Below are 1,065 nucleotides of genomic sequence, written 5' to 3'. Positions count from 1 at the left end.
AAGACCCAGCTGGGCTGTCCTAGCCATCGAATTCAACCCTCTCAAACGGCCCCGGTCCGAAGCGGACCGACACCTGTGCGACCTTGAAGCCGAGCGGACCGCCGGCCCCCTCGTCCTCCTCCTGCTCGGCCCGCGGATAGAGGAAGCGCGGTGCGCTGCAGCTCGCCTCCCGCACGATCGCACCACCCCGCAGGATCTGGACGAGATACTCCTCCCGCTCTTCCCCGAGCGGCACATCCATCCCGTCCCAGCTATCCCCATCCAGGCGCGTCCGCCGGACCCAGGAGAGCTCAATGCCGCCATCCCCCCGCCGGGCCGCGCGGAGATGAACCGGCCGGTACGGCCTCAGGCCGACACCGGCGAAGACCTCAACGCGATGGACGTAGCTCGGATCGTTATAGGCCCGGACCGCCGGACCGACGCGAAAATGCCGTTCGCGCCCGCGAGCCGCCGAGGGAAGGCGGATCTGTCCGACCGCGCCATCGAGCAGGACAAAGTCCGTGCCCTCAGGCCAGACCTCGGGGATCGCCGCATCGGTCCCCGCCTGCCCGCGAAGGAAGCCGCTCAGCAGGTATTCCTTCGGCGCCACCAGCTCCGCCTTCAGGAACTGCACGACCTCCCAGTCGCCCATCGACCCGTGGCGCAGCGCCGCAGCATTGGCGCCCGCCAGCACATCCGATTCGTTCCGGCTCTGCAACGCGCCCGAAGCAAGACGGACCCGAACCGATGCGCCCATCCAGAGCCCCGGCTTCCCGGCCGGGAGCGGGCCCTGCAGCGTCCCGACGACCGCCGGCCGCTTCGCCTGACAGTCCAGCGCATAGCCGTAGTCGTTCGCCGCCGAGAAGACGGCCACCGGTCCGGCCCACGGGCTGCGCGCCACCGCGACATGCGGCGAGATCGGATCCTCGTCCCCGGTGAGGAGCGGCAGATCGAGGAATTCGACGTCCACCGGCGCCTGGGCCGGCATCGCGGCGGCCCGCGCGATGCGCGTCGCCCGAACCGGGGCCTGATACACGCCCGCCTCGATCCGGACGGCGCTGATCGTCCGGTGCCCCGCTTCCTCGA

The 1,065-nt window shown here is 70.6% G+C and carries 1 pseudogene; it reads right to left on the bottom strand.

From position 1 onward, the window contains the following. Nucleotides 1-19 precede the first annotated feature (19 nt). Nucleotides 20-1,065, bottom strand: a pseudogene (locus Q0112_RS08405) (host specificity protein); the annotation flags it as partial.

This window comes from uncultured Amaricoccus sp. (assembly GCF_937858865.1).
GTDB lineage: Bacteria > Pseudomonadota > Alphaproteobacteria > Rhodobacterales > Rhodobacteraceae > Amaricoccus.
The sequence above is the reverse complement of the archived record's forward strand: the minus strand, read 5'-3'. Positions and strand labels throughout refer to the sequence as shown.